Source organism: Stenotrophomonas sp. STEN029 (assembly GCF_056760015.1).
The window spans coordinates 1-4,422 of the sequence record NZ_JBRREC010000156.1 but is presented as its reverse complement, the minus strand read 5'-3'; the positions used below and the strand labels follow the sequence as shown (position 1 = coordinate 4,422).

The following is a 4,422-nucleotide window of genomic DNA, read 5'->3' as shown; positions in this document are numbered from 1 at the left end:
GTAACACCTCTGCCGAGCATGGCTCGGCACTACAGGTTCGGCTTTACCGGTAACGCCTCTGCCGAGCATGGCTCGGCACTACAGGTGAAGCAGGTCTCATGCCGAGCATGGCTCGGCACTACAGGAGAGGCGCTACCCTTTGCTGCGACGCTTGCCGAGGTCGCGGGCCAGTACCCAGACGACCAGCAGGTTGACCGCCAGCAGCAGCCACGAGGCCCAGCCGGGGTGTTTGACGATGGCGTAGAAATCCAGCGGCAGGTAAAGCGCAGCGGAGATGCAGCCCAGCCATGAGGCCCAGGCCTTGGCGCGCCACAGGCCCCAGGCTTCGAGCAGGCGCAGCAGCCCGTAGCCGACCAGTACAGCGGCGCCGAGGTGAACGGTATCGGGGGTGATCATGCCCAGCAGCGAGGAGAAAGCGCCGTTCTCGGGGTCACCACCTGCGCGGTGGATCAGGGCATTGATGATGTTGCGGAGTGGGGCCGGCCCGGAGATCTCCAGGCCAGCCGCGGCGAGAAAGGCCAGTACGGCCTTTCCCGCTTCCAGCAGCGCGATGGCTGCCAGTCCCGGATGCGCATGCGGATCCGGGTTGTAGGGCTTGTTGTCAGTCAAGACAATCAGCCGCCGCGCGACGCCTTCTTGCGGTCGCTTTCGGTCAGGAACTTCTTGCGCAGACGAATTTCCTTCGGGGTGATTTCCACCAGCTCGTCGTCGTCGATGAAGTCCAGGGCCTGTTCCAGCGAGAACTTGATGGCCGGGGTCAGCTGGATCGCATCGTCCTTGCCCGAAGCGCGCATGTTGGTCAGCGGCTTGGTCTTGATCGCGTTGACGGTCAGATCGTTGTCCTTGGAGTGGATACCGATCAGCTGGCCTTCGTACACGTTGTCGCCTTCAGCAGCGAACAGCTTGCCGCGTTCCTGCAGCGGGCCCAGCGAATAGGCCGGGGTTGCACCCGGGGCGTTGGCGATCATCACGCCGTTCAGGCGCTTGGCGATGGCGCCCTGTTCCTTCGGGCCGTAATGGTCGAACACGTGGAACAGCAGGCCGGAACCCTGGGTCAGGGTCTTGAACTCGTTCTGGAAGCCGATCAGGCCACGCGCCGGGATCTTGAAATCAAGGCGAACACGGCCCTTGCCGTCGGACTCCATGTTTTCAAGCAGGCCCTTGCGGGTACCCAGCTTTTCCATCACGCCGCCCTGGTGCTGCTCTTCGATATCAACCACCAGCTGCTCGATCGGCTCCATCATCTGGCCGTCGATTTCCTTGATGATCACTTCCGGGCGCGACACGGCCAGCTCGTAGCCTTCGCGACGCATGGTTTCGATCAGCACCGACAGGTGCAGCTCGCCACGACCGGAGACCAGGAACTTGTCGGCGTCTTCAAGCTGCTCGACCTTCAGTGCCACGTTGTGCACGGTCTCGCGCTCCAGGCGCTCCTTCAGCTGGCGGCTGGTCAGGAACTTGCCGCCGGACAGGTCCTTGTTGCCTGCGAAGGGCGAGTTGTTGACCTGGAAGGTCATCGAGATGGTCGGCTCGTCGACGGTCAGCGGCGGCAGCGCTTCCGGGGTGTCCAGGGCGCAGACGGTGTCGGAGATGGTCAGTTCCTGGATGCCGGAGATGGCGATGATGTCGCCAGCCTGTGCTTCGTCGACTTCGATGCGCTCCAGGCCCATGAAGCCCAGCACTTGCAGGACCTTGCCCTGGCGCTTCTTGCCTTCACGGTCGATCACGGCGACGGCCTGGTTCTTCTTGACCTTGCCGCGCTGGATGCGGCCAATGCCGATGACGCCGACGAAGTTGTTGTAGTCCAGCTGGCTGATGCGCATCTGGAACGGGCCGTCGGCCTCGACTTCCGGCACCGGCACGTACTTCATGATCGCTTCGTACAGCGGGGTCATGTCGCCGTCGCGGACGGTGTCTTCCAGGCCGGCGTAGCCGTTCAGGCCCGAGGCGTAGACGATCGGGAAGTCGAGCTGCTCATTGGTGGCGCCGAGCTTGTCGAACAGGTCGAACACCTGGTCGATGACCCATTCCGGACGGGCGCCCGGGCGGTCGACCTTGTTGACCACGACGATCGGCTTGAAGCCCATCGCGAAGGCCTTCTGGGTGACGAAGCGGGTCTGCGGCATCGGGCCGTCCATCGCGTCAACCAGGATCAGCACCGAGTCGACCATCGACAGCACGCGCTCCACCTCGCCACCGAAGTCGGCGTGTCCCGGGGTATCGACGATGTTGATCCGGTTTTTGGTACCGGTCTTCTTGTCTTCCCAGGTAATGGCCGTGTTCTTGGCCAGAATGGTGATGCCGCGTTCCTTTTCCTGGTCGTTGCTGTCCATCACGCGCTCGGCAAGTACCGTGCGCTCGGACAGGGTGCCGGACTGCTTGAGCAGCTGGTCGACGAGGGTGGTTTTGCCATGATCGACGTGGGCGACGATGGCGATGTTGCGAAGATTTTCGATGGACATGCGAAAGACGGCCAGCCGGTGCCGTGAAATGGGGAAAATGAGTCCAGCATTATAGCGCTATGTCGCCGCTGTGCGAAAACTGCCGTTCAGACTCGTCTGATTGCCCATTCAGCCTTCCTCGGTTCAAGCTGCTGCAGAGGGGCAGCAGCACGGGCGGAGCCGGGTGTAAACTAGCTGGCTATTGAGAGTCGTCTTCTTTACTAAGGATTTCCATGTCGCTGATCGCCAATTTCGACACCTCCCGCGGCCCGATCAAGATCGAGCTGTATGCCGACAAGGCACCGCTGACCGTGGCCAACTTCGTCAATCTGGTGAAGCACGGCTTCTATGATGGCCTGGCGTTCCACCGCGTGATCGCTGACTTCATGGTCCAGGGCGGCTGCCCGGAAGGCTCCGGCCGCGGCGGCCCGGGCTATCGTTTTGAAGATGAAACCAAGAATGGCGTGCGCCACGAGCGCGGCGTGCTGTCCATGGCCAATGCCGGCCCGAACACCAACGGCAGCCAGTTCTTCATCACCCACATCAAGACCGACTGGCTCGATGGCAAGCACACCGTGTTTGGCAAGGTGCTCGAAGGCCTGGACGTGGTTGACGCGATCAAGCAGGGTGATGCGATCAACAAGATCACCCTGGAAGGCGATACCGACGCCGTGCTGGCTGCCAAGGCCGACCGCGTCGCCGAGTGGAACAAGATCCTCGCCGCCTGATTGATACCAACGGCCACCTGCACAGGTGGCCGTTTCTGATTCCAGCTGGCCAGCGCGCCTGCGTATGCCCGGCCTTACCCCCACAACCGCTTCTTAGCAGAGGAAACCCCCATGAAAGCACCCGTTCGTGTTGCCGTAACCGGCGCTGCCGGCAATATCGGTTATGCACTGCTGTTCCGCATCGCTTCTGGCGAAATGCTGGGCAAGGACCAGCCGGTCATCCTGCAGCTGCTCGAAATCGACAACGAAAAGGCCCAGGCCGCCCTGCAGGGCGTGGTCATGGAACTGGAAGACTGCGCATTCCCGTTGCTGGCTGGCGTGGTGACCACCGCTGACCCGCTGGTGGCCTTCAAGGACGTCGACGTGGCCCTGCTGGTCGGCGCACGTCCGCGCGGCCCGGGCATGGAGCGCAAGGACCTGCTGCTCGAGAACGCCAAGATCTTCACCGTTCAGGGCAAGGCACTGAACGCCGTCGCCAAGCGTGACGTCAAGGTGCTGGTGGTCGGCAACCCGGCCAACACCAACGCCTACATCGCGATGAAGTCGGCGCCGGACCTGAACCCGCGCAACTTCACCGCCATGCTGCGCCTGGACCACAACCGCGCCCTGAGCCAGCTGGCTGCCAAGACCGGCAAGACCGTGGAGAGCTTCGAGCAGTTCACCGTGTGGGGCAACCACAGCCCGACCATGTACCCGGACTACCGCTTCGCCACCACCGGCGGCGCCAAGGTTGCCGAGCTGATCAACGACCAGGAATGGAACGCCAACACCTTCATCCCGACCGTCGGCAAGCGCGGCGCAGCGATCATCGCCGCCCGTGGCCTGTCCTCGGCTGCGTCGGCAGCCAACGCTGCCATCGACCATATCCATGACTGGGTGCTGGGCAGCAATGGCAAGTGGGTGACCATGGGCGTGCCGTCCGACGGCTCCTACGGCATTCCGGAAGGCGTCGTGTTCGGCTTCCCGGTAACCACCGAGAACGGCGAGTACACCATCATCAAGGACCTGCCGATCGACGACTTCTCCAAGAAGTACATCGACATCACCCTGGGCGAGCTGGAAGAAGAGCGCGCCGGCGTTGCCGACCTGCTGTAACAGCTGGCGGTTGATGTGATGCAATGAACGGGGAGGCTTCGGCCTCCCCGTTTTTATTTGTTGTCGGTTGTAGCGCCCCCGGCGCCGCGGCGCTGGGGGCGGCCGAGGTCGCAACCCGCCAGAAAAGGCACGCCGCCCAGGGCGCCCGGGCCAGCCGC

General features: G+C 63.0%; 4 protein-coding genes. 2 read left to right on the top strand and 2 right to left on the bottom strand.

Annotated features, from left to right (window positions below):
• Nucleotides 1-132: 132 nt before the first annotated feature.
• Both ACVOLI_RS20165 and typA read right to left on the bottom strand, forming a co-directional pair.
• On the bottom strand, nt 133-609 hold the full coding sequence (locus tag ACVOLI_RS20165; protein WP_481615743.1) for a DUF2127 domain-containing protein: 477 nt from the start codon (nt 607-609) through the stop codon (nt 133-135).
• 5 nt (nt 610-614) lie between these two features.
• Nucleotides 615-2,462 carry a translational GTPase TypA gene (typA, locus tag ACVOLI_RS20160; protein WP_481549810.1) on the bottom strand — a complete coding sequence of 616 codons (1,848 nt, stop codon included), beginning with the start codon at nt 2,460-2,462 and terminating at the stop codon, nt 615-617.
• 212 nt (nt 2,463-2,674) lie between these two features.
• On the opposite strand from typA, the gene ACVOLI_RS20155 reads away from it, so the two are divergent.
• Nucleotides 2,675-3,169: a peptidylprolyl isomerase gene (locus tag ACVOLI_RS20155; protein WP_481615742.1), complete on the top strand. Its 495-nt coding sequence runs from the start codon at nt 2,675-2,677 to the stop codon at nt 3,167-3,169.
• 111 nt (nt 3,170-3,280) lie between these two features.
• Nucleotides 3,281-4,264, top strand: coding sequence for a malate dehydrogenase (locus ACVOLI_RS20150; RefSeq protein WP_481615741.1), 984 nt, complete (start codon nt 3,281-3,283; stop codon nt 4,262-4,264).
• Nucleotides 4,265-4,422 lie beyond the last annotated feature (158 nt).